This is a genomic window from Streptomyces sp. NPDC002125 (assembly GCF_053593715.1).
In genome coordinates this window covers 25,326-51,283 of sequence record NZ_JBSFDD010000037.1, presented here as the reverse complement: position 1 = coordinate 51,283, position 25,958 = coordinate 25,326, and the positions used below count along the sequence as shown (strand labels likewise).

The window sequence follows — 25,958 nt, the reverse complement described above, 5'->3', positions numbered from 1 at the left end:
CGTCCGCGTCAGGTTGCCCTTGATCTCCGTACGGTGGTCGGGCAGGCGGCTGGGCCCGGCGGTCAGCGGCCCCGGGCCGCGATCCGGGCCGCCACCATGGAAAGCGGCACGGCGGCGGCCCAGCTGTACATCGCACCGGCGGGTGAGACTCGCGCGATCCCCACGGAGAGCAGGAACACGACGCCCTGCGCGGGCAACGGCACGCGGCGCCAGGACGTGCCGAGGGCGCGGCCGGCGCGCAGCTCCATCCCGTACAGCACGAGCGCGGTCGTGCCGATGACCGCGCCGTACAGGCCCGGGCCGAGGAAGCGGTCGCCGTAGTCCACGAGCACCTTGGTGGGAAAGGGAATCGACGACAGGAGCAGCAGGAACGTGACGTTGAGCCAGAAGAGGTACGAGTCGATCGGCCCGACGACCCGCAGCGCCGCGTGGTGGGCCCGCCAGAACAGCGCGATCACCACCGCGCTGAGCGCGAAGGCGCCCACCTGGGACTGCACGTCGTCCAGGGCCTGATGCAGTTGGGCCCCGTCCAGCCCTTCGGGCAGCTGGATGTCCAGTACGAGCAACGTCATGGCGATGGCCACCACTCCGTCGGTCAGAGCGAGCACCCTGTCCTTCGAAACCAGCTCGGCCGCAGGTGGGACGATTCGCTGCCCCGCGCTCTCGTTCATGGGAACACTTCGTAGCACCCGCCCTCCACCGGCGGAGCCAACCGGACACGTGTCGTCCCCCGGCTGCCCGTCGGCCCTCGTACGCCGTCGGAGAGCCGACGCCGGCGAGGTCGAGGGCCAGGGGCGAGGACGACGAGGCGTGGTGCCGGTCCACGCGGGCACGCCCGGGCAGGCGTGAGTTGACGTGGACCGGCACCACGCGGACGTGATGACGACGCTGACGTGTGCGGGTGAGCCCGCCGGATGACGACCCTGGCCTCCGGTGCGAGGTCGCAGCGGTGCGGCCAGTCGGAGAAGGGACGGAGGTCAGGCGGCGAGCGCCTCCTCGGCCGCGACGGGCCGGGACTCGGGGTCGTGCCGGCGCAGGGCGACCAGGACGAGTGCGCAGAGGGCGACGACCACGGCCGCGCCGATGTAGAGCTGCGTCGCGGAGGCGCCGGCGTCCTTGAGCAAGCCCGCGACGGTCGGGGACAGGATGGCGCCGATGCGGCCCATCCCGAGAGCCCAGCCCATGCCGACGCTGCGCACGTTGGCCGGGTAGAGCGGCGGACCGACGGTGTAGGCGCCGGCGATGCAGCCGTTGATCAGCGCGCCGACGACGACACCGACGGCGAACCCGAGCCACAGGGCCGAGGTGCTCACGATGAAGACGATCATCATCGCCGCCGAGAGCAGGGAGAACCCGATCAGTACCACCCGCGGTGTGCGCACCCGGGCGACGACGCCGTAGAGCACGGAGCCGACCGTACCGCCGATCGAGATCGCCATTCCGGCGGTCACCGCGGCGCTCTCGGACAGGCCCTCCTCGACCAGCAGTGTCGGTGTCCAGCTGTTGACGAAGTAGAAGCCGAACATGATCGTGATGAAGGTGAGCCAGAGCAGGATCGTCGGGGTCAGCAGCTGCTTGAGCCAGCCCGAGCCGGCCCGCTCGGCGGCGGACCCGGTGGCGGTGGCCCGGTCGAGGTCGGCGGCGGTGACGGGTTCCATGCGCATGCGGGCCAGGGTGCGGTTGATCCGCTCCAGCGCGTCGCCCGGACGGCGCTGCTCCAGGAAGGCCACCGACTCGGGCAGGACGGCGGCGATCACGACCAGGGCGAGCAGCGTCCCGATGCCACCGGCGTAGAAGACGATCCGCCAGTCGCCGCCCACCACGGTCTTCGCGACGAGGCTCGCCGCCGTGGCACCGATCCCGTAACCCGCCGTGTAGATACCGATGGCGAGACCGCGGTTCCTGGCGTTGGAGAACTCGCTGGCTATCACGTTGGTGCTGGCCAGGATGCCGCCCACACCGATGCCGGTGACGAGGCGGAAGAGGCCCATCACCGTCACCGACGGCGCCATCGCCGCGCCGAACATGCCGATCGTGCCGAGGACGAGGCTGATCAGGATCAGCGGCCGTCGGCCGATGAGGTCGGCGAAGGGCGCCAGCAGCATCGAGCCGATCGCCATTCCGATCAGGCCGACGGAGACCAGCAGCCCGAACTCCGATCCGCTGAGGCCGAACTCCTCTGTGACCGAAGGCCCGGTGAAGGCGACCGCCATGACGTCGAAGCCGTCGAGGCAGTTCATGAAGGTGCAGAGCGCGACGATCAGCCATTGGTAGCCGCTCATCGGTGCCTGCGAAATGCGTGCGGTGATGTTCATGGGTGTCCAGGTGGTGAGAGATCCGGGCGTTCGCGGGTGCCGCCGGGTCAGGTCAGGCGGAGAGAGAGAACAGCGGGGGTGTCCGAGCCGCTGTCGGCCGCAGCCGCTCGGGAGACGCAGAGGCACAGCTTGTCCGAGCGTTCCTTCTGGGCCTCGCTCAGGAAGACATCCCGGTGGTCGACGGTGCCGGTGTAGTTCAGTACCTTCGCCAGGCACAGCCCGCACTCGCCCTTGCGGCAGTCCGACAGGGTCTCGACGCCTGCCGCATCGAGGGCGTCGAGAATCGAGGTGCCGGAGGCGACGGTGACCTCGCGGCCGAGGTCGGGCAGACGCACGAGGAACTCCTCCGCCGGGTACCTGCCGCTGGAACCGAAGGTCTCGAAGCGCAGGTTGGTCGTGGGCAGGGCGTGCTCGGCCCAGCTCCGGGACACGGCGCTCATGAGCCCGATCGGGCCGCACATGTAGAGCTCGGTTCCGGCGGCGGAGGGTGCCCGGGCTATCCCGGCGACCAGGTCGTCGACCACCAGCGGGGTGCCCTCGTCGTCGACATGGAGGCGGACCCGGTCCCCGTGCTCACCGACGAGCTCGTCGACGTACGCCATCACGGCGCGGCTGCGCCCGACGAGCCGCAGCTCGTAGTCGGCCCCGCGCCGGCGGAGCGCGGATGCCATCGCGACCAGCGCGGTGACGCCGATGCCGCCTGCGACGAGCACGTACCGGGAGGCGCCGACCGCGAGCGGGAAGTTCTGCAGCGGGCCCGTGACGGTGAGTTCGTCGCCGGCCCGCAGCCGGTGCATCGTCGCCGAACCCCCGGACGAGGTGGGGGAGAGCCGCACGCTGAGCGTCAGCCGCCGGCCGCCGTCCTCCGAGCGCACCACGGAGTACGACCGCACGCGGCTCACCCCGTCTCCGGTGCCGTCCCCGGAACCGATCCGGACGTCGACGTGGGTGCCGGGAGCGGCGTGCTCGGGGTGGTCCGGAGCCAGGACGATGCGGCGTACGCCGTCGGCGACGTCGGAGACCTCGACGACCCGGGCCCGCTGCCAGCGGGTCTGTGTCTGCACCGCCATGTCACGCCACCTGACCGGCAGCCGGCGCGGAGGAGCGCCGTCCCTCGGCCGCGAGCATGCGGTCCAGGATCTGGCGCACCCACATACCGCCTGCGTCGATGTTGAGGCTGTAGAACTCGTGCCCGGGATTGGCGTCGATGGCGCGCTGCTGGGCGCGCAGCATCTCCTCGTCCTCGCCGAAGACGCCGTGCACGGCCTGGCGGAGCTGGGTGGTGATCGTCTGGCTGTCCAGGCGGTAGTTGCGCATGAACGCCCAGAAGTAGTGGGCGGTGCGGTCGGTCTCGGGGGTGATGGTGTTCATCACGTACCCGTTCACCCCCTGGCTGCGGTCGCCTTCGGGTGCCCCGGTGCCCGCCTTCGCCACGCCGACGTCGATGCAGATGGTGCCAGGTGCCTCGAACGTGATGATCTGCCAGCGGTCGACCTTGCCGGAGAAGCCGGGGAACTTGTCCCGCATGTTCTTCAGCCAGAACGGCGGGGCGTCGATGTCGCGCATCCACCGGGCCACGGTGACCGTGTCGCCCTTGTGGGTCACGTCGAACTCGGCCTCGGACAGTTCCTCCTGGCCGATGCTCGACGAGTGGACGAACTCCTCATGGGTGAGGTCCATGAGGTTGTCGAGGATGAGCTGGTAGTTGCAGTCGGCGTGGATCGTCTCTCCGTCGCCGGCCCAGTCCGGGTGGTCCATCCGGTGCATGTCGGGCACGGTGGCCGGGTCGGCGAGGTCGGGATCGCCGACCCAGACCCAGACGTAGCGGTACCGCTCGACGACGGGGAAGGACGGGACCACCGCGCTGGGGTTGATCGTCTCCTGCGCGGGCATCCCGGTGCAGCGGCCGGCCGCGTTGTAGCGCAGGCCGTGGTACGGGCACTGCAGCTCGTCACCCAGGATCCTGCCCATCGACAGGGGTGCCAGCCGGTGCCAGCAGGCGTCGGCGAGAGCGACCGGGCGGCCCTCGGTGGTGCGCCACAGCGCCAGCGGGACGCCGGCGATCGTACGGGCCAGCGGCTGCTTGCCGGAGACCTCGTGATCCCAGGCGGCCGCGTACCAGGCGTTGCGGGGGTAGTTGAAGATCTTCGCCGCCGCGGTGGAGGGCGGAGTGGTGACAGGCATGAAGACTCCCTATGAAGAGAGGTATGTGTTGCGCGGGCCACAAACTAACTATCGATATAGTGAGATGGCAAGGGTGTGTAGCTTGGTGATTTCGGAGGGGGAGGTGCCTTGTCGCTGCGTTACGCGCTCATCGCGCTGCTCACCGGTCGTCCCATGACCGGATACGACATCTCGAAGAGCTTCAGCCGCTCGGTGGCCCACGTCTGGCACGCCCCGGACTCGCAGATCTATCCCGAGCTCAACCGCTTGGAGCGCGACGGGCTTCTCAAGTCGGTCGAGGTGCGATGGGGGCAGAAGGGGACGAAGAAGGAGTACCACGTCACCGACGCGGGGCTCGCCGACTTCCGGGCCTGGATGGAGTCCCCGCTGACGCCGCAGCGGCAGCGCGACCCCGCGTATCTGAAGGCCGCCTACTTCGACTTTGCCGACCCCGCGTCGGTGCGTGAGCAGCTTCGGCAGCAAGAGGCGTACTGGCAGGAGCAGTTGAGCATGCTTGAAGTCACCCGGACGGCACTCGTCGAGCGCACCCACCCGACCTTGGCGGCCCGCCTGTCCAAGCTGACCGAGCGGGAGGCCGAGCTCGCGTTGCGGTACAAGGTGTACGCCTACGACGGGCTCATCGCCCGGGCCCGCACCGAGCTGGCATGGATCGCGGACGGCTTCGCACTCGCCGACGAGCTGCACGGCCCCTGACCCCCTGACCCTCCCTGCCCCGGGGCGCCGGGAGTCGGCAGGGGCGGGATGAGGGGGAGCGCCGAGGCGGTCGATGCCGCACTCCGGGCGCCGCCATGGACAGGGTCCGGTGACCGTCGGTGCCCCGGCCGTCAGGAATCACGGCGTGTTCAGGTCCATCGCTTATCGTCGGCGCGGACCGCAGACCACCTGTTCGCGGTACGGCCGTCGAGGAGTGCCGCACGTGAACAGCACGCCCATGTCCACGCCCGGAACGCCGGACGAACTGAAGCGCCGGCTCGGAGTTCCCGACGCGGTACTGATCGGCCTCGGGTCGATGATCGGTGCCGGGATCTTCGCCGCCCTGGCCCCGGCCGCCCGCGCCGCCGGATCCGGACTGCTCGTCGCTCTCGCGCTGGCCGCCGTCGTCGCGTACTGCAACGCCACCTCCTCCGCCCGGCTCGCGGCCCTCTACCCGGCCTCCGGTGGCACGTACGTCTACGGCCGCGAGCGGCTCGGAGCGTTCTGGGGCCACCTGGCCGGCTGGGCCTTCGTCGTCGGCAAGACCGCATCCTGCGCGGCCATGGCCCTGACCGTCGGCACCTATCTCTGGCCCGGGCAGGCCCATTGGGTCGCCGTCGCCGCCGTGGTCGCGCTGACCGCCGTCAACTACACCGGCGTGCAGAAGTCCGCTCTGCTGACCCGCGTCATCGTGTCCGTCGTCCTGGCTCTCCTCGCCGCCCTCGCGGCCGTGTCCCTCACCTCAGGCACCGTGGACGCGACCCGCCTGAGTGCGGGATCCGACCTCACGTTCGGCGGCGTCCTTCAGGCGGCGGCGCTCCTGTTCTTCGCGTTCGCCGGATACGCACGCATCGCCACCCTCGGCGAGGAGGTCCGCGACCCGGCCCGTACGATCCCCCGCGCCATCCCGATCGCCCTGGGCATCACGCTCGCCGTCTATGCCGCCGTCTCCGTCTCCGTCCTGCTGGTGCTCGGTCCCGACGGCCTCGCGGAGGCGGGCGCGCCGTTGACGGAGGCCGCCCGGGCGGCGGGCGCCGACCGGCTCGTCCCCCTCGTGCGCGTGGGTGCGGCCCTCGCCGCTCTCGGCTCGCTCCTCGCCCTGATCCTCGGTGTCTCCCGGACAACCCTGGCCATGGCACGCGACGGCCATCTGCCCCGCGCACTGGCCGCCGTCCACCCGAAGTTCAAGGTTCCCCACCGGGCCGAACTCCTCGTCGGCGCCGTCGTCGCCACGGTGGCCGCGACCGCTGACCTGCGCGCGGCGATCGGCTTCTCCTCCTTCGGCGTCCTCGCCTACTACGCCGTCGCCAACGCCTCCGCGTGGACCCTGACCCCCGCCGAGGGCCGTCCGGCCCGGATCATTCCCCTCATCGGCCTGGCCGGCTGCCTCGCGTTGGCCTTCGCCCTCCCCGCAGCCGCCGTCATCACCGGCACCGCTGTACTCCTGGCGGGCGCCACCCTCTACGGGCTGCGCCGGCGCACCACATGACCCTGTCCAGCTCGACCTGACGGCAAGCCCGATCAGCCCCGTGGCGGGCGGCGACCACGTGTCCCAGCCGCTCATCACCACCCGCACCGGAGCGGGGCCGGAGGAGCTGACCGGCCGCGGGCGCGAGGCCGTCGCCCTGGTGGCGCAGGGCCTGTCCGACGACGATCGCGGGCCGCATGGTGATCAGCCCGATGACGGCGAAGACCCACACCAACCGGGCCATGGTCAAGCCGTTCCTGGCATCTCCGAGAACTACCGGGTCGTGCTCTTCGACTACGTGGGCTCGGGCCGTTCCGCCCTCGGTGCCTGGGACGAGGAGCGCTACAGCTCCTTGGCGGGCTATGCGGCGGACGTGCTGGAAGTCTGTGAGGAGCTGGACCTGCGCGACGTGGTCTTCGTGGGGCACTCGGTCAGCGCCATGGTCGGCGTCCTCGCCGCTGCGCAGGCGCCTGCTGAACGCGGCACGGCCCCCGCACCCGGTCGCGGTCGCGGGAGGGCGGCGTGGCCTCCGGTGGTATGGTCCCGGGGCCTCCGGGTCCCACCCCGGTCACCGGTCGCACAGCGTCGAGCGATCCCGTGCCGGTCACCGTGGAAGGACTGTTCGTCGTGCGTCGCGGAGCGGCGATGCGGCGTGCCGCATGCACACCAGTCGATCCCGCTCGTCCCACGGCCGGGTGACGGCGAAGCCGAATCGTTCGTACAGGGCGATGGCCCCGGTCCGCCATTCCCATACGGAGAGCCGGACCGCGCCCATGCCGTTCTCCGCAGCATGAGCGAGCGCGGCATCGAGCAGCGCGGACGCGATGCCCCGGCCGCGGAACCCAGGATCGGTCCAGAGCCTCTTGATCTCCGACTGCCCCTGGGCCGGCACGGAGGTCACCACCAGACATCCCACGGCGACGTCTCCCAGGAGAGCCACCAGCACGACAGCGTCGGCGAACGCGGTCCGGGGTTCGGCGATCTCCGCCCGGTAGCGGGCCGGCAGTCCGGCCACATCGGAGACCGGTACGCCCTTCTCGGCCTCGGTACGCAGGTGGTAGTCCGCCAGCAAGGCGGCCAGACCGTCGTCGCTCGGAGGAGTTCGGCCTGGCCAGCGCACTACGGCCATCTCGCGGTGATCAGTCATGACGGCAGCATCGCATGACGGCGATCGCATGACGCATGAGCCCGGGAGGGGTACCGCCCACATCCGGGCGCAGCCTGTGAGTGCGGGTGGCGGCCGGGGGTGTGCCGTCCCTCCGGAGAGCGGACGGCACACCCCCGGCAGCGGACTGGCGCCGGCTCCTTGCCGGTCAGGGCCGTTTCAGGAGGGGGTGAGTTCCGTCGCCGGGGCGGTTGCGGGTGCGGAAAGTGCGGCGGTAGGTGTCCGGGGGGACGCCGAGCGTGCGGTTGAAGTGCCGGCGCAGAGTGGTGGCGGTGCCCATGCCGGTGGCGGAGGCGATGGCGTCGATGCCGTCGTCGGTCCTCTCCAGAAGTTCCTGGGCGTGGCGGATCCGTTGGGCGAGCAGCCATTGCAGAGGAGTGGTGCCGGTCGCGGCGCGGAAGTGACGGCCGAGGTGACGGGAGCTCATCCCGGCTTCGCGGGCGAGGTCTTCGACCGTCAGCGGCTGGTCGAGGCGTTCGACGGCCCACGGCAGCAGGGCGGCGAGGGGGTGATCGCCCTGCTCGGGCACGGGCGCCGTGACGAACTGCGCCTGGCCGCCGGAGCGGTGCGGAGGGACCACCAGACGGCGGGCCGCGGTGTTGGCGACGGAGGCGCCGTGGTCCAGGCGGACGAGGTGCAGGCACAGGTCGAGTGCTGCGGCTTTGCCGGCGGACGTGAGGACGCGCCCGTTGTCGACGTAGAGGACGTCCGGGTCCACCTCGACCGCGGGATGACGGGCCGCCAGGGCGTCGGTGTGCGCCCAGTGCGTGGTGGCGCGCCGCCCGTCGAGGATGCCCGCGGCGGCCAGGACGAACGCGCCGGTGCACAGGGAGACCATGCGGGCGCCCGCGCGATAAGCGGCCCGTAAGGCGTCGATGAGGTCCCCGGACGGTTCCACGTCCGTGTCGGCCCAGCCCGGGACGATCACGGTGTCGGCGTTCCGGAGATGCCCGAGACCGCGTGCGGGCTCCAGGCGAAAGGGCCCGAAGGGCACGGGTGCGGGCCCGCAGACCGTGAGCTCGTACCAGGGCACGGTCACCGCGGCCGGTGCTGAGCCGAAAACCTCGTAGGCGATGGACAGTTCGAAGTGCAGCATCCCGTCCGTGACGGCCAGTGCGACGGATCTCATGTCCGGAAGTGTATGGACAGTGTCGTTCAGGACGCTCACGGTTGACGGTTCAGCCAGGACAGGATCGTTCCAGCCGAGCAGTTCGCTCGGGCCGAGCACGGGAGAAGTCATGACAGTGGGCCAGTTGGTCACGGTGTACGGCGCGTACGGGCACACCGGAAAGTTCGTGGTGGCGCACCTTCGGGAACGTGGATTCGTCCCCGTCCTGTCCGGGCGTGACGCCCGAAAACTCAAGGTACTGGGGGAGGAGTACCCGGATCTCGAGGTCCGTCCGGCATCCGTCGCCGACCCTGCGTCGCTCGATGACGCGCTGGCCGGCGTCGCGGCCGTCGTCAACTGCGCCGGACCTTTCGCCACGACGGCCGCCCCGGTGATCGAAGCGGCGCTGCGGGCAGGCATCCCGTACGTCGATGTGGCGGCCGAGATCGAGGCCAACGCCGACACGTTCGCGCAGTTCGCGGATCGGTCCCGTGCCGCAGGCGTGGCCGTCGTGCCCGCGATGGCCTTCTACGGCGGACTCGGCGACCTGCTCGTCACCGCCGCGATGGGCGACTGGAGCGCGGCCGACGAGGCGCACATCGCTTACGGACTCGACCGCTGGGAGCCCACCGAGGGGACGCGGGTGGCGGGCAGGGTCTCCGCCGGACGGCGTGCGGGCCGGCGTGTCCGGTTCCGGAACGGAGGGCTCGAGTACCACACCGACGAACTGCCCACCGTGCAGTGGCCCTTCCCGGGACCGATGGGGCCGCGGGCCGTCGTCGGCGAGTTCACCATGGCCGACGTCGTCACCGTTCCCAGCCATCTGTCCATCCCCGAGGTCCGCACCTACATGACGACGGAGGCGGCCGCCGGCGTCACCGCTCCGGCCCCGTCGCCCCCCACCGCGGTCGACGAGCGCGGCCGCTCCGCACAGACATTCCTCGTGGACGTCGTCGTACGCTCCGGAGACAGCGAACGGCGCGCCGTGGCGGGTGGCCAGGACATCTACGCCGTCACCGCACCCCTCGTGGTCGAAGCGGTCCACCGCATCCTGACCGGCCGGACCCGCACGTACGGCGTCGCCTCCGCAGGCGAGATCTTCGAGGCCACCGACTTCCTCGGTGCGCTCAGCCCGCACATCACGTTCGAGGTGCGCTCCTGACAGGGCTGCCGCTGAGGCGTGTCCCGCCTCACGGCACAGTCGTGGAGTCGCTCGTGCCCCTCGTCGGCGTCGGGTCCGGTCCGGTGGACAGGGCGGGGCTCGGACCGCTCTCGGACCTTCGCCGAACGGCGCCGATGGGACCCGCGCCTGACACCGAAGCGGCGTCGGACGCGGGCATCGATTTCTTCGGCTCAGGTCCTCCACGGCGGGCGTGGGCGGACCCTGGCTCAGTAGATGTGTCCCATATGGGCCAGTGCCTGCTTCAGAAGCACTCCATGGCCGCCCGGCATCTCGCTCTGCACGGCGGGCGAGGCCGCCTCCTGCGGGCTGAACCAGACCAGGTCCAGTGCGTCCTGCCGGGGGCGGCAGTCCCCGGCGACGGGCACGACGTACGCGAGGGAGACCGCGTGCTGCCGCGAGTCGTGGAACGGTGTGACACCCATGGTGGGGAAGTATTCGGCCACGGTGAAGGGCTGCAGCGAAGCCGGGACACGTGGCAGGGCCACCGAACCGAGATCCTTCTCCAGATGGCGCAGCAGGGCGTCACGGACTCGCTCGTGGTGCAGGACGCGACCGGAGACGAGGGCGCGGCTGATGGTCCCGTCGGTTCCGATCCGGAGGAGCAGCCCGATGCTCGTGACCTCGCCGCTCTCATCGACCCGTACGGGGACCGCCTCGACGTACAGGACGGGCATCCGGGCCCTGGCCATGTCCAGTTCGTCTTCGCTGAGCCAGCCGGGCGTGGTTTCCGTCATGTCAGACATCGCTTGATCATACTTACCCGGCCGGATTCTGGTGCAGGTCAGGCGGATATTGCCTCGATGTTCAAGCGGGCGTCGTGAACGAGGGCCTTGACGCGGGCCGTTGTCCGCCCGGCCCCGGTGACGCCGGAGGCGGCCTCCGCCGTCGGCCTACGGGCGCCACTCGGGCTGATAGTCCGGATGGCGGGCGTAGGCCTGCGCGAGGTGCCGCACGGCCATCTCGACAGCCATGCGCTGCGTGCTCGCCACGTAGCGACCGAGTGCGTCCGTACGCCTTTCACCCGTCTCGGGCGCCGTGTACCGCTCCAGCAGGCCCCGTGTCGCCTCAACCTCACGCAACACCTGCGCCGGGTCGTGCAGCGCGATGTGTGCGGCGCGGGCGGCGTCCTCGTCGGACCCGCCGACCTCGGGGCCGATGGTGACCAGGGGCGGGACGTCGTCGTCATCCGCAGACGCCGCGGAATAGATGCCCGTCCCCCAAGCCAGCCAGCTCTCACTCGTACCGCCGGCAGCCGCAGCGGCTGCCTCCCGCTCGTCGAGGCGGGCTCGGAGGAAGGCGATCAGGGCGGCACTCATGCAGGGCTCCCGGGCTGGTCGGCGGACGTCTCGTCGTGCGGGTAGTCCCGGTGCTCGACGTAGGGCGCGGCGAGCAGCCGAAGCTGAAACTCGGCGTTCCGCCCGCCCGGCCCTGCGGTTCCCAGATACGGCACCACGGTGTCGTCCAGCAAGGCGAGGCGCGCTTCGGCGGTGGCGACGGAGAAGCGGGCGTGCTTGGCTGCGTCCTCGGGTTCGACGCCGAAGCGCGCGGGCTGTGTGAGTACCACGTCGGCGGCGAAACGGGCCTTCTCCAGCTCTTCGTCGAAACGGGCTCGGACGAAGGTCACCAGTACGTCGGTCATGCGGAACTCCTTGAAGCGCTGATCCTGGCCCGTGGCCGGCTGACCCGCTCCATGCCGACGATGACCTCGATGGTGCGTTCGGTGTAAGCGATTCCGTCCTTCAGGAGCGGGATGCTGATGTCATCCCAGGGGGTCGGCCGGACGGGCAGAGCTGTCGCTCCCGGTCGGACTGCATGCCGCCTGTTGACGCTGACACCGATGCCGAAGTCTAGCGTCGGCCGCGTGACCACTGAGCATGCGCTTCCCGCCGCTGGCCTTGGCACGATCCCCGGGTGGACCGGCACTGGCGGCTGGCGTGGAGCGTCAACGGCCGGCGTCGAGGCCGTACCGACGGAGCCGCGAGCGAACCGGCCAGGTCCCGCACAGCTGCTTCACCTGTGCCGAGGGCAACCCTGTGGGCCGCCTCCCGCGCTCTCCTGCGTTCGGTGACGGCGAGATGGCACCCGTGCCGCGTCGGGTGGCGCATCGCGCTGCACCGGACACGTCGAGGCGGCTGCGCTGAACACGTTGTGAGGGCTTGCTGTCAATCGCCCGTCAAGGGTTCGACAGCAGGGATCAAGGGTTCGCTAACGGACATGTCCGGCTCCACAAGGGCGGGCATAGCGTCACTCGTACGCCCGGCCGAGCCAGTAGTCCGGGTGCCGATCCGCCTCCACCTAGGAGTGCCATGAACGACAACCCGTGCACCGAGGAACCCGACCCCCTTGATCCGCACCGGGCCGGGACATTGCTTGTCCCGGTCCGGCAGGGGCCCGGGGGCTGCTGTGCCCGCCTCTTCCGTACGCCTCTCGGCGTGCGCACCGCGGTCGCCTTTACCGAAGAAGGGCAACTGACCCGCACGCTCGGGCAGCAGCAGCCCTGGATTCGGCTCAGTGAGCCGGCGGTACGCGCGCTCGTCGCGCCCTTGGGAGTCGTCGACCTCACTGTCGACCCGTTCCTCGCGGCCCCTGGGCCTGGCGAAGCATCCGTCGCCAGGCGCGGAGGCCGCACGGCCTGTGAGCCACGCCGCACGCATCGGCCGGCCCGGGGTTCGCGAGCGGTCGAGCCGCTCGGCGCGGGCGCCACGCCGCCGTTGTCTTCCGCAACAACCTCTTGACCTGCTGGGGGAACACCATGCGCACAACACTGCCTACGTCGACGTCCGCGCCGATCGCTCCGCACGCAGAAGCTTCCGTGCCGCCGGGCAACGCCGCGGGTCTGTCCGTCTGGCCCGCTTCCGCACGGGCCACATCCCAGGGCGATGTCGCGGTTGGAGGCGTGTCTCTCGTCGAGGCGGCCGAGCGGTTCGGAACCCCGGTGTACCTCCTGGACGAGGGCGAAGTACGGGACCGCTGTCGCTCCTACGTCCGAGCTTTCCCGGACACCGACGTCGTCTACGCGGCGAAGGCGTTCCTGTGCCGCGCCCTCCTGCACTGGGTGCAGGAGGAGGGCCTCGGCCTGGACGTCTGCTCAGCCGGTGAACTGGAGCTCGCCGTCACCAACGGGTTTCCTGCCGAGCGCATCGTGCTGCACGGCAACGCCAAGAGCCCGGACGATCTGAGCGCCGCGCTGCGTCTGGGTGTCGGACGGATCGTCATCGACAGCGCGTGGGAGATCGCCCGGCTGTCCGCGCTGGTCCCGGAGGGCACCCGTCAGAAGGTGCTGGTACGCGTGGTGCCGGGCGTCAGTGCGGGCGGGCACACCGCGATCCGCACCGGCACGGAGGACCAGAAGTTCGGGCTCTCCCTCACCGACGGGAGCGCTCAGCACGCCATCGCCAGGATTCTGGGACAGCCGCACCTGGAACTCGTCGGGCTGCACTGCCACATCGGCTCGCAGATCACCTCGGTCAAGCCCTACCTGACCGCGCTCCGGCGCATGGTCGGGCTGCTGGCCCAGGTCCGCGAGCAGCACGGAGTCGTGCTCCCCGAACTGGACATGGGAGGCGGGCACGCGGTCGCCTACCGGCCGGGGGAGACCCCGCTCGACATCCCGGCTCTCGGCGAACGCATCCGCCGTGAACTGGCCACGAGCTGCACCGCGGCCGGCATCCCCACGCCCCGGCTCGCCATCGAACCCGGCCGCGCCCTGGTGGGCCCCGCAGGCGTGGCGCTCTACCGGGTGCTCGCGGTGAAGACGACGGGCGAGCGTCGCTTCGTCGCCGTGGACGGTGGAATGAGCGACAACCCACGTCCCGCCCTGTACGGAGCCCGCTACGCACCCCGGCTCATCGGCCGCCGCTCGACGGCCGAGTCCTGCACGGCGACCGTCGTGGGCCGGCACTGCGAAGCGGGCGACGTTCTCGCTACCGACGCGGTACTGCCGGCCGATATCCATCCGGGCGACCTGGTGGCCATCCCGGTCGCGGGCGCCTACCACCTCTCCATGGCATCCAGTTACAACGCGGTCGGCCGACCGCCCGTGGCCGCCGTCCACGAAGGCCGCGCCAGGCTTCTGATACGCCGCGAATCCCTCGCCGACATCAACGGCCGCGACATCGGGATGTGAACCGACCAGGTCCGCTCCGCCCGTGCCTCCCTCCCCTTCGACTGGCTGGAGCCCGAACCGGGAGATCAGTACGGACAGGCCGATCAGCATCACACCGAGCAGCGCGTCGAGGGCGATCTCGGTTGCTGACGTGACGCACGTGCAACCCCGACGCCCGAGACAGGAACACCTCGCGGCTTGCCGCCCGCGCCGTGCGCGGGGCGCCCCGCTCGCCGGATGCGACGCCTGCCTTCAACGCCGTTGGAGGCAGGCTGACCAGGACCTGCGAGTGGCCGAGTGACGGGGCGATCCACAACCTCGGAACCGGCACCGCTCCTGCCGATGTCCCGTTGGGTAGGTCTCCGTACCGGCCCTCGAACACCGGGCGCCGGGACGGGACATACCGGTGGGACGAGCTACGGAGGAAGCGGCGTGGAGGACCTGCGGGCGGAGGACCCTCGGCGGATAGGTGCGTACCAGCTGCTGAAGCGGCTCGGCGGCGGCGGTATGGGGCAGGTGTTCCTCGGCCGCTCCCGTGGTGGCCGCCTGTTGGCGGTGAAACTGGTACGGCCCGAACTGGCCGACGCCCCGGACTTCCGGCGGCGATTCAGACGCGAGGTGGAGGCGGCCCGTCAGGTGGGCGGCTTCTACACGGCCCACGTTCTGGACGCGGACCCTGAGGGGGACCCGCCCTGGCTGGCCACGGCCTACATCCCCGGGCTCTCTCTCCAGGAAGCCGTGACCCGCCACGGCGCACTTCCGGAGCCCTCGCTGCGGCTGCTGGCCGCAGGCCTCGCCGAGGGACTCGCCGCTGTGCACGGCTGCGGGGTGGTGCACCGGGACCTCAAGCCGGGAAACGTGCTCCTTGCCACGGACGGTCCCCGGCTGATCGACTTCGGCATCGCCCGGGCGGCGGAGGATACCCAGCTGACCGGTTCCGGTGCGGTGATCGGCACGCCCGGATTCATGGCGCCGGAACACATCGTGGGCAACCGGGCAGAGCCGGCGTCCGACGTGTTCGCCCTGGGCGCGGTGCTGGCCTACGCTGCGACGGGCCGTCCGCCCTTCGGCAGTGGGGCGGCCCACGCCGTCAACTACCGGGCGGTGCACGAGCCTCCGGAGCTGTCGGGTGTCCCCAGCGCCTACACCGCACTCATCGAGGAGTGCCTCGCGAAGGACGCCGCGAAGCGGCCGACGACCGAGCAGATCATCGACCGGCTGCCCACCGGGGGAGAACCCTGGTGCCACCTGGCTGCCGCCGCGGGTCACGACGCTGATCGACGAAGCCCTGGCGACGGACTTCCGGGCCACGGACTCGGCGGGCGCGGGCTACTCCTTCTTCACATCGGACGTGGAGATCCCGACCCCGGAGGGGTGGGCGGAGGCGGGGCGCACAGAAGAGCAACAGGAAGAGAGCAGGGAGCGGGAGATTCGTCGGAGGCGTATCAAACGCTGCCATCGTCTGATCTCCGGTGCGACGACAGTGAGCGGCAGCATCGATGCCCCGCAGCTGCGCTCCCGAGCCCTGGCTGTGGTCGCCGCGGCAGCCATGCCCGTGGAGGCGGAGCGTGGGAGGTCCCTGGCCAAGAAGGCCGTGCGCCTCGCAGCCGAGGCACCGCAGGGCCTCGAACGGGTGACCGCCCTGTCGAACGTGGCCCAGGCGCTGGCGGGAGCCGATGACAAGCAGGCACGCATAGCCGCCGAGCAGAGCGTCGCCCTGGCTGAGGGTATCCGGGGCCTCTTCAGCGGAAGTGCCCGGCGGGACGCGCTCGCCGTCGCGGCCGTGGGCCTGGCAGCCGTGGCTCCAAAGCGTGCGGAGAAGATCGCCACCACGTTGGGCTGGTCCTGGACGCTGGCCGAGGTCGCCGAGGCCATGGCGGCGAAGGACCCCGCACGTGCCGAGCGCATCGCACGTGCCATCAGTACACCGGAGGCGGCCGGCCGTGCGCTGGCCGATGCCGCCGTGGCGATGGCCGGCACCGACCCAGGGCGGGCCGAGCGGATCACCCGTGAACTCGACCCGAACCAGACCGACCGCGTGCTGCGCGCCGTCGCCCGCGCCCAGACCTCCAAGGACCCCGAACGCGCCGCACGCATCGCACGCCGACTCGAAGGCAGCATCGGCACACTCCAGGCGGAAATGCTGACGGAAGCCGCCGCGGAAGCGCTGGCGCGTACCGACCCTGAGCGCGCCGTGCGCATGGCTCGCTCCGACAGCTACGGTGCACTGGAAATCGCCCAGAAGGCGGTCGCGGAAGCTGCGGCCACCGATCTCGCACGGGCTGAACATCTTGTGCGGACGTTCCCGGAATCCGTGCGCGGTTCCGCCCGGGTCCGGCTGCTCGAAAAGATGGCAGAGGTGGACGCGGACCGTGCCGAACGAATCGCCCGCGGCGTCAGCGACGACGAGGAACGCACGGAGGCGTTGGCAGCCGTCTTTTCCGGCCTCCTCCACAGCGACTTCCCGCGGGCGCAGCGTGTGGCTCGCACCATTCCCGCCGACCAGGCGGATTCCCGGCTCTACGTTCTGACGTGCATGGCGGAGAACCTGGCCCGCTACGACACCGCCAGTGCGGACGGATTGCTGAGCGAAGCCGAGGCGATCGCCGCCGGGCTGCGAGGTGGTGACTACTACGATTACGCAGCTAGGCACCTCGCCCGGTGCATGGTTCACCGCGACCCCGGCAGGGCCGCAGACCTGGCCCACACGATCGGTGACCCACAGCATCGCGCCGTCACCCTCTCCAACATGGCTGAGGAGATCGCGTCCGACCGACCCGAGAGAGCCAGGGCGCTGTTCGAACAGGCCGCGCACGCCGCTCGGGACATCAGCCAGGCGAAACTGCCCATCTACACGATGGCGAACATCATCACGTCTGCCGCCCCCCACGCGAAGCAGTGGGCGACGGCCCTCGCGGTCGAGACCGTCCGGACCGACCGCGAGGCCGCTGAGAAGATGGCGGAGGCCCTGCTCGATTTCGCCCCCGAGGAAGCAGCCCGCATCGCCGCCGACATGGTCAGCACCGCGCGCGAGGAAGACGATGACGGGGACACGTACAACTCCTACGGTCAGGACGGGCTGATCCTGCTGGCCGAGGCAGACCCGCGGCAGGCGGCGCGGCTCGCTGTGAGCCATGGTCCGGCCGACGGCCCTGACACGGCGCTGTACGAACTGGTCGAGGCGCTGGCCCTGCGGGTGCGGTGGGAGGTGGACCGGAGCCGCCCCTGACCGCTGTCCGGTGCGCAGTCTCCGGCTCGGGTGCCACCGCCTCGGCCACTCAGGCCGCGGTGCGTGCGACCATCACGCCGAATCCCGCGATGTACTCCTTGATGGGCCGGTAGAAGGAGTACGTTACGTCGTACGGGCCCGCCGCGCCGAGGGCAGCGAAGGCGGCGACCCATGTGCGCACCTCGTGCGCGGAGTTGCCCGCGTCCTTCGCCATCTGCTCCGGTGTCATGGCGTCGATGGGGGAGAGGTCGCCGGAGGAGAGCGTCGCCATCAGGGCGGTGTCCCAGTCGGGGTTGAGGTCCTGGATCGGCGCCGTGCCTGCCGCGAACGCCTTCGCGGTGTCGATGACTCGCTGCTGGCGGGCGTCGCGGGCCGCGGCCGTGGGGTGGCGGCCGTTGAGCAGTAGTGCGCGGGCGGCGTCGTCGGCGGTGGCCCACTGGGGGACCGGCGGGTCGTGGGAGAGACCGCCGGAGCCGATGATCAGGATGCGCTCGTCCTCCAGCGAGGCGAGGTATCCGCCGATGGCCTCGCCGAGCTGCCGCACCCGGCGCATCCTCACGAAGGGCTTGGCCACGCCGTTGACGAAGATCGGGATGGTCGGAACCGTATCGATGCCGCCGAGGAGGATCTCCAGCGGCTGGATCGCCCCGTGGTCGACCTCCATGCGGCGGGAGACGGCCACGTCGATGTCGTGCTCGGCCACCCACTGGGCGAGTTCCTCGGCGCGCCGGGCCGGTACGTTCAGCGGGCCCTCGGTCGTGCCGTAATCGCCGACGCCCAGAGCGTCGTAACCGATGCAGAACGGCGGCATCAGGTCGTAGAAGAAGCCGTTGTAGTGGTCGGGCGCGAAGGAGACGACCAGCGTGGGGTCGTACTCCCTGACGAACGTCCGGGCGGCGGAGAAGGCGCCCTGCACCGCGTCCTTCACCTCCGCGGGCGGGTCGGCGTACTCGAGCAGCGGGCTGTGCGACATGGTGACGAGGGCGACGGTCATGCCGAGGCTCCTTCCAGGGGCGGCGGGACCTGTACGGCGGTGGGTTCTGTGGTGAGCGATGCCGCTTCGCGTAGCGCGGCGAGGACGCGCGGCGCCTGATGGGCGAGAGAGGCGGCGGCCACGAAGTGGTCGGGGCGCAGCACGACCAGGCCGCAGGCGCGGACGTCGAACCAGTTCTTGAGGGCGCCGGTCGCGTCCCCGGCCACGGTGACGGGTGCCGGCGAGTTCGCGAACCGCTGCTCTGCCCAGAGGCGTTGGGTCTCCGGCATGAAGGACACGAGCTTCATCCGGTGACGGCGGACGAGGGCGAGGTCGGCTTCGGTGAGATAGGCGGTGGGGTCGGTGCCCCAGGTGGCGAGCGTCCACCAGTCGCCGGTGACGTCGTCCAGCAGCACGTCCGTGGCATCGGCCGTGTTGACCCGCGGCTGGATGAACTGAAGCCCCACCGGCGAGAGGGCGCCGGCCGAGTCGATGAACGGGGCCGGCGCGCCGCGCCGTTTGAAGGTTGCCCGCGCCCGGCCCGGCGTGAGCGTCGCCTGGTCGACCACGACGCCGGCGGCGTAGCGCGGCATGGGCTTGAACCGCAGCTCGGTGAAGTACGACTTCCACTTCGGTACGAGGTTGAGCGCGGACGCGGCGGCGTCACGTACGGTACCGCCGAAGCGGCCCATCTTCATGACCGTGCCTGCCGCCATGTTCACATCGATCATGTCGGAGGCGTGCGTGCGGCGTTCCTCGGTGTACGTGTCGAGCAGCGCGTCGGTGGCGTCGTCGGCGAGGACGGCGCTGAGTTTCCACGCCAGGTTCGTCGCGTCCCGGATGCCGGAGTTCCAGCCCTGACCGAGCCAGACCGGCATCAGGTGTGCGGCGTCGCCGGCGACGAAGACGCGGCCCTTGCGGAAGTCGGAGGCCACGCGGCCGTGGTGGGTGAAGGTGCGCTGGTTGATGATCTGGAGCGCCGCCGGGTCGGGCACGTGCCGGCTGAGCAGGCGGCGCATGAACGCCGGGTCGTCGCAGCGTTCGGTCGGCTCGTCGTCGTGGAGCATGAACTCCCAGCGGCGGATGCCTTGCGGCAGACCGATGGACACGTACGGGCGGCGCGGGTCGGCGCCGAGGTAGACCGAGGGGGTGCCGATCGGATCGTTCGCCACGTCGACGACCACCCAGCGGGTCGACGGCGAGTCCCCCTCGAAGCGCACGCCCATCCACTTGCGGGTGAAGGAGCTGCCTCCTTCGCAGCCGACGGCGTACCGGGCGGTGAGGGTGACCGTGCCGGTCTCCTGGCCGTCGGCGTCGAGCCGCCCGGCCGTGACGCGGACGCCGTCACCGTGGTCCTCGAGACCGACGACCTTGTGCCCGAAGCGCAGTTCGGTGCCCGGGAACCGGGCGAGTCCCTGGGCGAGTTCCTTGTCGACCAGCGGCTGCACGAAGCCGTGCTTGCGCGGATAGCCGAACTCCTGGGTGCGCGGGTTGTTGGTGGCGAGGACCCGGCCGGTGCCGTTGACCAGGCGCACCACGTGGTGCGGGACGGTGAACGGCTGGATCCGCTCCCACAGGTCCGCGGTGTGCAGGGTGCGGATCGACTCGTCGTCGAGACCGACGCCGCGGGGGTAGTCGATCAGTTCGTTGCGGGCTTCCAGGACGGTGGCCCGGTGGCCCCGTATGCCGAGGAGGTTGGCGAGGGTGAGGCCGACGGGCCCGGCTCCGATGACGACGACGTCGGTGTCGAAGGTGGTCATGGGGTGTTCCGATCGATTCGGTAACCGGTCGATGCCGGTTCAGTTGTGCGACAGGAAGTCGATGACGAGGCGGTTGAACTCGGCGGCGTGCTCGATCATCGCCCAGTGGCCGCACCGGTTGAGCAGCACGAGACGGGAGTCGGGGATGTCGGCCAGGAGCCGCAGGCTGGTCTCGTAGTGCAGTACGCGGTCGTCCTTGCCGTGGATCAGCAGGGTCGGCGTCCGGATGCCGGGGATCTTGTCCCGGTCCACCTTGACCGGGATGGGGGCGCCGTGCGCGAGGCCCTCGACGTAGTTCTTGAGGTGGTCGGGGCGGGAGAGGGCGGCTTCCGAGCGGGCCCGGGTCAGCTCCGGCGTCGCGAAGCGCGCCTTGTCGTAGGTCATGATCTCGACGAGCGCCTTCATGTTCTGCGGGCTCGCGTCCTTGTACGCCTTGACCAGGACTTTCAGGCCCTCGCTGGGGCCGTCGCCCGGGCCGAAGAGGGAGGCGGGGCCGCGGCCGAGCGAGGCGCCCATCGTCACCAGGTGGGTGATGCGCTCGGGGTGCAGGGTGGCGAAGCGGACCGCCGTGTGCGCGCCCATGGAGTTGCCGACGAGGGCGGCCTCGGCGAGGCCGAGCGCGTCGAGGAACTCCACGAGGGTGACGTCGTGGTCCATGTCCTTGGTGGCCTGGGCGTCGGAGTCGCCCCAGCCCGGCATGTCGGGGGCGATGACATGGAATCCGGCCTCGGCGATGGTGCCGATGTTGCCCGAGAAGTTCGACCATCCTGTCGCGCCGGGGCCCGAGCCGTGCAGTAGTACGACCGGCGTGGCGCCTGCCGTTCCGGCCTCGTAGTACCGCATGCGCAGACCCGACGGAAGGGTGATGTCGCGGGACGCGGCTTCCTTGGTGAGGGACATGTGACCCGACTCCTCGTTCTTTATATACACACGTGAGATCGTTATTTACACGCCGGTCATCATGATGGAACGCCCGCCCGACAGGAATGTCAAGGGGTGTTCGATCACGTCGCCCGGTACCGGACGGGGCCGGTGGCCAGAGCGGGGCCGACCTGCGGGCATGCCGAACGGGGCCGGGAGCTGATGCCCTCCCGGCCCTGTCCCGTGCGGGGTGTCAGCTTGCCTGGGCGAGCCCCAGTGCCACGTCGACGATCATGTCCTCCTGGCCGCCGACGAGGCCTCGCCTGCCGACCTCGACGAGGATGGTGCGGACGTCGATGCCGTAGCGCTCGGCCGCGGCCTCCGCGTGCCGCAGGAAGGATCCGTAGACCCCGGCGTAGCCGAGCGTGAGGGTCTCGCGGTCCACGCGCACCGGGCGGTCCTGCAGAGGCCGGACCAGGTCCTCGGCCGCGTCCTGCAGCGCGAACAGATCGCAGCCGTGCTTCCAGCCGTTGAGGTCCGCGACGGCGACGAACGGTTCGATGGGGCAGTTGCCCGCGCCCGCACCCTGGCCGGCGAGCGAGGCGTCGACGCGGGTGACACCCTCCTCGACGGCGACCATGGAGTTCGCGACGGCGAGGGAGAGGTTCTCGTGGGCGTGGATGCCGATCTCGGTGGCGGGGTCCAGTACGTCGCGGTAGGCGCGCATCCGCTCACGGACGCCGTCCATCATGAGGCGGCCGCCGGAGTCGGTGACGTAGACGCAGTGCGCGCCGTAGGACTCCATGAGCGCCGCCTGCCGGGCGAGCGTCCTGGCGTCGGCCATGTGGCTCATCATCAGGAAGCCGGAGACGTCCATTCCCAGCTCGCGTGCGGTGGCGATGTGCTGGGCGGACACGTCGGCCTCGGTGCAGTGCGTGGCCACCCGCACCGAGCGCACCCCCAGCGCGTACGCCTGCTTGAGCTCCGCGATGGTGCCGATGCCGGGCAGCAGCAGGGTGGTCAGGCGGGCGCTCTTGACGTGCGCCGCCGCCGTCTCGATCCACTCCCAGTCGGTGTGGCTGCCGGGGCCGTAGTTGAGGGAGCCGCCCGCGAGCCCGTCGCCGTGGGACACCTCGATGCCGTCGACTCCGGCCGCGTCGAGGGCGGCCACGATCCTTCCGACCTGCTGCGGCTCGATGCGGTGCCGGATGGCGTGCATCCCGTCGCGCAGGGTGACGTCCTGGATGAACAGCTTCTCGGCGGTCATGCGTCGGCTCCCTGGAGTGCGGTGGCGCGGGCGGCCATGGCCTCGGCCATCCGCAGGGCCGCGCTGGTCATGATGTCGAGGTTGCCCGCGTAGGCGGGCAGGTAGTGGGCGGCCCCCTCGACCTCGAGGAAGACGGACACCTGGTGGGTGACCGGGGCCTCGGTGAGGGTGTGCACCGGCTGGTCGGCGGGGACCGGTGTGATCTGCACCCGCTGCTTGAGGCGGTAGCCCGGCACGTACGCCGAGACCTCCTCGACGCGCTCGGCGATGGCCGCGCGGATGGCACCGTGGGCGGCCTCGTCAGGTGCGTTCACCAGCGCGAGCACCGTGTCCCGCATGATCAGCGGGGGCTCTGCGGGGTTCAGGACGATGACGGCCTTGCCACGCTCGGCGCCGCCGACCGACTCGATGGCGTGACTGGTCGTCTCGGTGAACTCGTCGATGTTCGCGCGGGTGCCGGGACCCGCGCTCTTCGACGCGATCGATGCGACGATCTCGGCGTACGGGACGGGCGACACCGAGGCGATGGCCGCGATGACCGGGATGGTGGCCTGGCCGCCGCACGTCACCATGTTGACGTTGTCCGCGCCGACGTGGGCGTCGAGGTTGACCGCCGGGACCACCATCGGGCCGATGGCGGCGGGTGTGAGGTCGACGAGCTGCTTGCCGTAGGGGGCGAGGGCGGCGGCGTTGGCGACATGGGCCTTCGCGGACGTCGCGTCGAAGACGATCCTGATGTCCTCGAAGCCGTCCATCGCGATCAGGCCCTGGACACCCTCGGCGGTCACCGGCACCCCGAGCCGCTGGGCGCGGGCGAGCCCGTCGGACGCGGGGTCGATCCCGACCATCGCGCCCATCTCCAGGGTGTCCGAGAGCCGAAGCACCTTGATCATCAGGTCGGTGCCGATGTTGCCCGAGCCGATGACGGCGACCTTGGTCTTCATGCGGAGACTCCTTCAGGGCTGGAGGCGTGGAATCGGACGGAGACGGAGCCCAGTCCGCTGATGTCGGCGACGAACGCGTCGCCGGCCGCGGCGGGCACCATCGGGCCGAGCGCACCGGACAGCACGACCTGCCCGGCGCGCAGCGGGTCACCGAACTCGCGGGCGGTCCGGGCCAGCCAGGCGAGCGCGGTCAGCGGGTCGCCGAGGCAGGCAGCGCCGTTGCCGCCGGAGACGGTCTCGTCGTGCCGCTTCAAGGTCATTTCGGCCTCGACCGGTTCGAACCCGGCGAGCGGCTCGGCCGGGGCGCCGAGCACGTAGAGGGCGGAGGAGCCGTTGTCGGCGACCGTGTCACCGAAGGTGATGTCCCATCCGGCGATCCGGCTGTCCACGATCTCCAGAGCCGGCACCGCGTAGGCCACGGCGGCCCGGATCTGCGCGTCGTCCAGGGGGCCCTCGGCCAGGTCCGCGCCGAGGACGAACGCGATCTCCGCTTCGACCTTCGGCTGGAGCAGGCCGTCGACCGGCACCGAGCCGCCGTCGTCGACGCTCATGTCGGCGAAAAGCACCCCGAAGTCCGGCTGGTCCACGCCCAGTTGCTGCTGCACGGCGGGCGAGGTGAGGCCGATCTTGCGGCCGGTGACCCGGCCGCCCGCTTCGAGGCGGCGTGCGGTGAGCAGCTCCTGGACGGCGTACGCCGCCTTGACGTCGTCGCTGCCGATCAGGTCGCGCACCGGGGGGCAGGGCACGTGATCGGCGGCGGCGTCGAGCAGCCGCTGTGCCGCCTGTGCCACGGCGGCGTCGCCGGGGGGAGTCTCGTTCATGCCCTCAGCTTGGACACGCGAAGCGCTCCGGGCCCAGCCGCGAGTTCCGTCCGGCGGAACTTTCCGCCGAATCAGTGCTTGCGCAGCTCCGCGCGGCGGCCCAGGGTCGCCGAGATGCCCGCCGCCGCCGCACGCACGCTGGTGGCGTGCCGGGCGGGCTGGAACCGGTGCACCGGGCCGGTGACACTGACCGCCGCCACGATCTCGTCCGACGGGCCGAAGATCCCGGCCGCGACGCAGACGATGCCGACCGCCGACTCCTCGTACTCGAAGGCCACACCCTTGGTGACCACGTCGGACAGCTGCCGCGTCAGGACATCGACGTTGGTGATGGTCCGCGGGGCCTTGCGCACGAGGGGCCCGCCCAGCGCGGCCTCGCGCACCTCGGGCGGGGCGTGGGCCAGCAGCACCTTGCCGATCGCCGTCGCGTGCAGCGGCATGCGCCCGCCCAGCCGCGAGGGCGAGTCGGCCTGCTGGTGGCCGCCCATCTTGGCGACGTAGACCACCTCCGTGCCCTCGCGGGTGCCGAGGTGGACCAGCTCGTGGGTGCGTACGAACAGGTCCTCCAGGAACGGGGTGGCCACTTCGAGCAGACCGCGTTCGACCGACGCCCGCATGCCCAGCTCGAAGACGAGTCCGGACAGCCGGTAGCGCCCCTCGACGCGGTCGAGGAGCCGGGCGGCCACCAGATCGCCGAGGACGCGGTGCAAGGTGCTCTTGGCGAAGTCCGTGCGCCGCTGCAGCTCGGCGAAACCGAGCGTGGTGTCCTCGACGGTGAAGGCCTGCAGCACGGTGAGGGCCTTGGCCAGGACGCCGCTCGGCGCGTCGTCGCTCAAGGGAGTCTTCCTTCCCGGGTGTCAGGGGCGTTTCCGCTGCTCTCGGGCCGTTGCCCGGCGCGCGACGCGGTCGACTGTACGGGAATGTCCCGGTGCACCAGGGGGTGACGCTGTGTCACCACCGTGCACGTAGACTGGGCGGATGAACGACGAGCAGGCGGGGGCGGACACACGCGGTGCGCCGGTTGACGGGGCCACGATCGAGGGCCAGGGGTCCGGCAGGGCGCGCGAGGTGAAGGGGCCCGCCGTCGGCTCGCAGACACTCGCGCGAGGGCTGCACGCCCTCGAACTGGTCGCCCGGCAGCCGCAGGGACTCGCTGTGCAGGATGTCGCGCAGCGCCTCGGCGTCCACCGCACCATCGCCTACCGCATCCTGGTCACCCTCGCCGAGCACCACCTGGTCGTGAAGGCCGCCGACGGCCGCTACCGGGCGGGCTCCGGCACGGTCACCCTGGCGCGCGGATACGCGGCCGGTGTCCGCGAGGCCGCCCTGCCGGTGCTGCGCCGCACGGCCGACGAGCTCGGAGCCACGCTCGCGCTCATCGCGGCGGAGGGCGAGGAGGCCGTCGCCGTCGCCGTGGTCGAACCGCTGTCCGTGGACTACCACCTCAGCTACCGGGTCGGCAGCCGCAACCCCGTCGGGACCGGCGCCGCGGGCCTGGCCCTCGCGGCACTGCGCCCACCCGCGCGGGGCGAGTCACCCGAGGTCGTGCAGGCCCGTGAGCAGGGGTACGCGCGGACCTTCGGGCAGGTCGAGCCCGGTGCGTACGGCGTCGCCGTGCCCCTGCGGCTCGCCGACGCGGCGCTCCAGATGTGCGTCAACCTCATCACCTCGCGACAGGACGTGGCCGAGGCATCCGTGCCGGCCATGCGGGCGATCGCCGAGGAGATCTCGGCGCTCGGCTGAGCCGCGCCGCGGCGCCGTCCGCGCAGACCATCGGGCCCCCACGCCGGAGTGGGGGCCCGTTCTGTGTGCGCCGAGGCGCTTTGATCGATCATTCCGCCGGCTCTTGACACCTCTTCCCGGGCCCCCGCATGGTGTTCGC

23 protein-coding genes and 2 pseudogenes are annotated in these 25,958 nt (G+C 71.0%); 9 read left to right on the top strand and 16 right to left on the bottom strand.

Translation table 11 applies throughout. The features are described from left to right. Positions 1 to 62: 62 nt before the first annotated feature. The 4 genes from ACWCQM_RS37560 to ACWCQM_RS37545 all read right to left on the bottom strand — a co-directional run bounded on the left by ACWCQM_RS37560 (position 63) and on the right by ACWCQM_RS37545 (position 4,499). A complete protein-coding gene (locus tag ACWCQM_RS37560; protein ID WP_450919566.1) occupies positions 63 to 671 on the bottom strand; it encodes a TMEM175 family protein in 609 nt (202 codons plus the stop codon). A 306-nt stretch (positions 672 to 977) separates the two neighbouring features. Continuing rightward, positions 978 to 2,315 (bottom strand): MFS transporter, encoded by a 1,338-nt coding sequence (locus ACWCQM_RS37555; protein WP_450919565.1) that lies wholly within the window; start codon positions 2,313 to 2,315, stop codon positions 978 to 980. 47 nt (positions 2,316 to 2,362) lie between these two features. Further along, a complete protein-coding gene (locus ACWCQM_RS37550) occupies positions 2,363 to 3,385 on the bottom strand; it encodes a PDR/VanB family oxidoreductase (RefSeq protein ID WP_450919564.1) in 1,023 nt (340 codons plus the stop codon). Between the two features lies 1 nt (position 3,386). Continuing rightward, entirely contained in the window at positions 3,387 to 4,499 is a 1,113-nt protein-coding gene (locus ACWCQM_RS37545; protein WP_450919563.1) for an aromatic ring-hydroxylating dioxygenase subunit alpha, read from the bottom strand. A gap of 108 nt (positions 4,500 to 4,607) precedes the next feature. Between ACWCQM_RS37545 and ACWCQM_RS37540 the strand changes: the two genes are divergently transcribed. The 3 genes and pseudogenes from ACWCQM_RS37540 to ACWCQM_RS37530 all read left to right on the top strand — a co-directional run. Then, positions 4,608 to 5,192: a PadR family transcriptional regulator gene (locus ACWCQM_RS37540; RefSeq protein ID WP_450919562.1), complete on the top strand. Its 585-nt coding sequence runs from the start codon at positions 4,608 to 4,610 to the stop codon at positions 5,190 to 5,192. Between the two features lie 238 nt (positions 5,193 to 5,430). Continuing rightward, entirely contained in the window at positions 5,431 to 6,681 is a 1,251-nt protein-coding gene (locus ACWCQM_RS37535; protein ID WP_450919581.1) for an APC family permease, read from the top strand. A 232-nt stretch (positions 6,682 to 6,913) separates the two neighbouring features. Continuing rightward, positions 6,914 to 7,159, top strand: a pseudogene (locus tag ACWCQM_RS37530) (alpha/beta fold hydrolase); the annotation flags it as partial. Between the two features lie 105 nt (positions 7,160 to 7,264). On the opposite strand, the gene ACWCQM_RS37525 reads toward ACWCQM_RS37530, so the two are convergent. Beyond that, positions 7,265 to 7,807, bottom strand: a complete 543-nt coding sequence (locus tag ACWCQM_RS37525; protein WP_450919561.1) for a GNAT family N-acetyltransferase — start codon at positions 7,805 to 7,807, stop codon at positions 7,265 to 7,267. A 166-nt stretch (positions 7,808 to 7,973) separates the two neighbouring features. Continuing rightward, on the bottom strand, positions 7,974 to 8,954 hold the full coding sequence (locus tag ACWCQM_RS37520; protein WP_450919560.1) for a GlxA family transcriptional regulator: 981 nt from the start codon (positions 8,952 to 8,954) through the stop codon (positions 7,974 to 7,976). A 109-nt stretch (positions 8,955 to 9,063) separates the two neighbouring features. Here ACWCQM_RS37520 and ACWCQM_RS37515 point away from each other — a divergent pair, with 109 nt between their 5' ends. Continuing rightward, a complete protein-coding gene (locus ACWCQM_RS37515) occupies positions 9,064 to 10,095 on the top strand; it encodes a saccharopine dehydrogenase family protein (RefSeq protein ID WP_450919559.1) in 1,032 nt (343 codons plus the stop codon). A gap of 227 nt (positions 10,096 to 10,322) precedes the next feature. On the opposite strand, the gene ACWCQM_RS37510 is transcribed toward ACWCQM_RS37515, so the two are convergent. From ACWCQM_RS37510 to ACWCQM_RS37500, 3 genes are all read right to left on the bottom strand, one after another. Further along, a complete protein-coding gene (locus ACWCQM_RS37510) occupies positions 10,323 to 10,850 on the bottom strand; it encodes an NUDIX hydrolase family protein (protein ID WP_267078070.1) in 528 nt (175 codons plus the stop codon). A 156-nt stretch (positions 10,851 to 11,006) separates the two neighbouring features. Then, a complete protein-coding gene (locus tag ACWCQM_RS37505; protein ID WP_450919558.1) occupies positions 11,007 to 11,432 on the bottom strand; it encodes a DUF6221 family protein in 426 nt (141 codons plus the stop codon). Beyond that, on the bottom strand, positions 11,429 to 11,755 hold the full coding sequence (locus ACWCQM_RS37500) for a DUF6221 family protein (RefSeq protein ID WP_450919557.1): 327 nt from the start codon (positions 11,753 to 11,755) through the stop codon (positions 11,429 to 11,431). The genes ACWCQM_RS37505 and ACWCQM_RS37500 overlap by 4 nt, the downstream gene beginning before the upstream one ends. A gap of 667 nt (positions 11,756 to 12,422) precedes the next feature. Between ACWCQM_RS37500 and ACWCQM_RS37495 the strand changes: the two genes are divergently transcribed. The 4 genes and pseudogenes from ACWCQM_RS37495 to ACWCQM_RS37480 all read left to right on the top strand — a co-directional run bounded on the left by ACWCQM_RS37495 (position 12,423) and on the right by ACWCQM_RS37480 (position 17,450). Continuing rightward, positions 12,423 to 12,851 carry an SAV_915 family protein gene (locus ACWCQM_RS37495; RefSeq protein ID WP_450919556.1) on the top strand — a complete coding sequence of 143 codons (429 nt, stop codon included), beginning with the start codon at positions 12,423 to 12,425 and terminating at the stop codon, positions 12,849 to 12,851. Positions 12,852 to 12,868: 17 nt separating this feature from the next. Continuing rightward, on the top strand, positions 12,869 to 14,242 hold the full coding sequence (gene lysA / locus ACWCQM_RS37490) for a diaminopimelate decarboxylase (RefSeq protein WP_450919555.1): 1,374 nt from the start codon (positions 12,869 to 12,871) through the stop codon (positions 14,240 to 14,242). Positions 14,243 to 14,563: 321 nt separating this feature from the next. Beyond that, positions 14,564 to 15,430: pseudogene (locus tag ACWCQM_RS37485) on the top strand (serine/threonine-protein kinase); the annotation flags it as partial. Between the two features lie 142 nt (positions 15,431 to 15,572). Then, positions 15,573 to 17,450 carry a hypothetical protein gene (locus ACWCQM_RS37480; protein ID WP_450919582.1) on the top strand — a complete coding sequence of 626 codons (1,878 nt, stop codon included), beginning with the start codon at positions 15,573 to 15,575 and terminating at the stop codon, positions 17,448 to 17,450. A gap of 49 nt (positions 17,451 to 17,499) precedes the next feature. On the opposite strand, the gene ACWCQM_RS37475 is transcribed toward ACWCQM_RS37480, so the two are convergent. The 7 genes from ACWCQM_RS37475 to ACWCQM_RS37445 form a co-directional block, all read right to left on the bottom strand. After that, complete coding sequence (locus tag ACWCQM_RS37475) at positions 17,500 to 18,444, bottom strand: 3-carboxyethylcatechol 2,3-dioxygenase (RefSeq protein ID WP_450919554.1); 945 nt, start codon at positions 18,442 to 18,444, stop codon at positions 17,500 to 17,502. After that, positions 18,441 to 20,183 carry a bifunctional 3-(3-hydroxy-phenyl)propionate/3-hydroxycinnamic acid hydroxylase MhpA gene (gene mhpA, locus ACWCQM_RS37470; protein ID WP_450919553.1) on the bottom strand — a complete coding sequence of 581 codons (1,743 nt, stop codon included), beginning with the start codon at positions 20,181 to 20,183 and terminating at the stop codon, positions 18,441 to 18,443. Before mhpA ends, ACWCQM_RS37475 begins: the two co-directional genes overlap by 4 nt. Positions 20,184 to 20,222: 39 nt before the next feature. Continuing rightward, positions 20,223 to 21,083 (bottom strand): alpha/beta fold hydrolase, encoded by an 861-nt coding sequence (locus ACWCQM_RS37465; protein ID WP_450919552.1) that lies wholly within the window; start codon positions 21,081 to 21,083, stop codon positions 20,223 to 20,225. 214 nt (positions 21,084 to 21,297) lie between these two features. After that, entirely contained in the window at positions 21,298 to 22,311 is a 1,014-nt protein-coding gene (gene dmpG, locus ACWCQM_RS37460; RefSeq protein ID WP_450919551.1) for a 4-hydroxy-2-oxovalerate aldolase, read from the bottom strand. Beyond that, on the bottom strand, positions 22,308 to 23,255 hold the full coding sequence (locus ACWCQM_RS37455) for an acetaldehyde dehydrogenase (acetylating) (protein WP_450919550.1): 948 nt from the start codon (positions 23,253 to 23,255) through the stop codon (positions 22,308 to 22,310). Before ACWCQM_RS37455 ends, dmpG begins: the two co-directional genes overlap by 4 nt. Next, positions 23,252 to 24,076, bottom strand: coding sequence for a 2-keto-4-pentenoate hydratase (locus ACWCQM_RS37450; protein WP_450919549.1), 825 nt, complete (start codon positions 24,074 to 24,076; stop codon positions 23,252 to 23,254). Before ACWCQM_RS37450 ends, ACWCQM_RS37455 begins: the two co-directional genes overlap by 4 nt. A 71-nt stretch (positions 24,077 to 24,147) precedes the next feature. Then, entirely contained in the window at positions 24,148 to 24,912 is a 765-nt protein-coding gene (locus ACWCQM_RS37445; RefSeq protein ID WP_450919548.1) for an IclR family transcriptional regulator, read from the bottom strand. A gap of 142 nt (positions 24,913 to 25,054) precedes the next feature. On the opposite strand from ACWCQM_RS37445, the gene ACWCQM_RS37440 reads away from it, so the two are divergent. Continuing rightward, a complete protein-coding gene (locus ACWCQM_RS37440; RefSeq protein ID WP_450919547.1) occupies positions 25,055 to 25,819 on the top strand; it encodes a helix-turn-helix domain-containing protein in 765 nt (254 codons plus the stop codon). Positions 25,820 to 25,958 lie beyond the last annotated feature (139 nt).

Excerpts from the sequence above, each read along its gene's own strand:
- ACWCQM_RS37560 (WP_450919566.1), bottom strand. The coding sequence starts at position 671 with ATGAACGAGAGCGCGGGGCAGCGAATCGTCCCACCTGCGGCCGAGCTG.
- ACWCQM_RS37555 (WP_450919565.1), bottom strand. The coding sequence starts at position 2,315 with ATGAACATCACCGCACGCATTTCGCAGGCACCGATGAGCGGCTACCAA.
- ACWCQM_RS37550 (WP_450919564.1), bottom strand. The coding sequence starts at position 3,385 with ATGGCGGTGCAGACACAGACCCGCTGGCAGCGGGCCCGGGTCGTCGAG.
- ACWCQM_RS37545 (WP_450919563.1), bottom strand. The coding sequence starts at position 4,499 with ATGCCTGTCACCACTCCGCCCTCCACCGCGGCGGCGAAGATCTTCAAC.
- ACWCQM_RS37535 (WP_450919581.1), top strand. The coding sequence starts at position 5,431 with ATGTCCACGCCCGGAACGCCGGACGAACTGAAGCGCCGGCTCGGAGTT.
- ACWCQM_RS37525 (WP_450919561.1), bottom strand. The coding sequence starts at position 7,807 with ATGACTGATCACCGCGAGATGGCCGTAGTGCGCTGGCCAGGCCGAACT.
- ACWCQM_RS37520 (WP_450919560.1), bottom strand. The coding sequence starts at position 8,954 with ATGAGATCCGTCGCACTGGCCGTCACGGACGGGATGCTGCACTTCGAA.
- ACWCQM_RS37515 (WP_450919559.1), top strand. The coding sequence starts at position 9,064 with ATGACAGTGGGCCAGTTGGTCACGGTGTACGGCGCGTACGGGCACACC.
- ACWCQM_RS37510 (WP_267078070.1), bottom strand. The coding sequence starts at position 10,850 with ATGACGGAAACCACGCCCGGCTGGCTCAGCGAAGACGAACTGGACATG.
- ACWCQM_RS37505 (WP_450919558.1), bottom strand. The coding sequence starts at position 11,432 with ATGAGTGCCGCCCTGATCGCCTTCCTCCGAGCCCGCCTCGACGAGCGG.
- ACWCQM_RS37500 (WP_450919557.1), bottom strand. The coding sequence starts at position 11,755 with ATGACCGACGTACTGGTGACCTTCGTCCGAGCCCGTTTCGACGAAGAG.
- ACWCQM_RS37495 (WP_450919556.1), top strand. The coding sequence starts at position 12,423 with ATGAACGACAACCCGTGCACCGAGGAACCCGACCCCCTTGATCCGCAC.
- lysA (WP_450919555.1), top strand. The coding sequence starts at position 12,869 with ATGCGCACAACACTGCCTACGTCGACGTCCGCGCCGATCGCTCCGCAC.
- ACWCQM_RS37475 (WP_450919554.1), bottom strand. The coding sequence starts at position 18,444 with ATGACCGTCGCCCTCGTCACCATGTCGCACAGCCCGCTGCTCGAGTAC.
- mhpA (WP_450919553.1), bottom strand. The coding sequence starts at position 20,183 with ATGACCACCTTCGACACCGACGTCGTCGTCATCGGAGCCGGGCCCGTC.
- ACWCQM_RS37465 (WP_450919552.1), bottom strand. The coding sequence starts at position 21,083 with ATGTCCCTCACCAAGGAAGCCGCGTCCCGCGACATCACCCTTCCGTCG.
- dmpG (WP_450919551.1), bottom strand. The coding sequence starts at position 22,311 with ATGACCGCCGAGAAGCTGTTCATCCAGGACGTCACCCTGCGCGACGGG.
- ACWCQM_RS37455 (WP_450919550.1), bottom strand. The coding sequence starts at position 23,255 with ATGAAGACCAAGGTCGCCGTCATCGGCTCGGGCAACATCGGCACCGAC.
- ACWCQM_RS37450 (WP_450919549.1), bottom strand. The coding sequence starts at position 24,076 with ATGAACGAGACTCCCCCCGGCGACGCCGCCGTGGCACAGGCGGCACAG.
- ACWCQM_RS37440 (WP_450919547.1), top strand. The coding sequence starts at position 25,055 with ATGAACGACGAGCAGGCGGGGGCGGACACACGCGGTGCGCCGGTTGAC.